The organism is Flavobacterium cupreum (assembly GCF_003996965.1).
Taxonomy (GTDB): Bacteria; Bacteroidota; Bacteroidia; order Flavobacteriales; family Flavobacteriaceae; genus Flavobacterium; species Flavobacterium cupreum.
The window spans coordinates 1-368 of record NZ_QWDM01000117.1; the positions used below are offsets into that span (position 1 = coordinate 1).

The 368-nt window shown below is 75.5% G+C and carries 1 protein-coding gene; it reads left to right on the forward strand.

Going from position 1 to position 368, the window contains the following annotated elements; genetic code table 11:
- Positions 1–368 (forward strand): hypothetical protein (locus D0817_RS26860; protein WP_202866528.1); only part of this gene is annotated, 368 nt, incomplete at both ends.

A 368-nucleotide genomic window follows, 5' to 3' on the forward strand; every position in this document is an offset into this window, starting at 1 on the left:
TGTGGCCGCGCCGAATATGCCGAATATGCCCGTCACGCCGGTCGCGCCCCTCGCGTCGGTCCCGGCCGCGATCGTGCAGACCCGCCCCATCGCCCTGTCCGGCCCCGGGGGCCTGCCACCCGCCGCCATGCAGCCCGGCGCGGTGCAAGCCGGCGCGGTCCGCATCGCGCTGATGCTGCCGCTGCGCTCGGAAGCGCTGGGCAAGCCGGCCGAGGCGGTGCGCGCCGGCTTCATGGCCGCATACGAGCGCGACAGCGCCGGCTTCGTCGTCAACCTGGTGCAGGCCGGCGACACCCCCGACCAGGTCCCCAGCGATTACGCCAGCGCGGTCCAGAACCACGCCCTCGTGGTCGGGCCGCTCGCGCGCG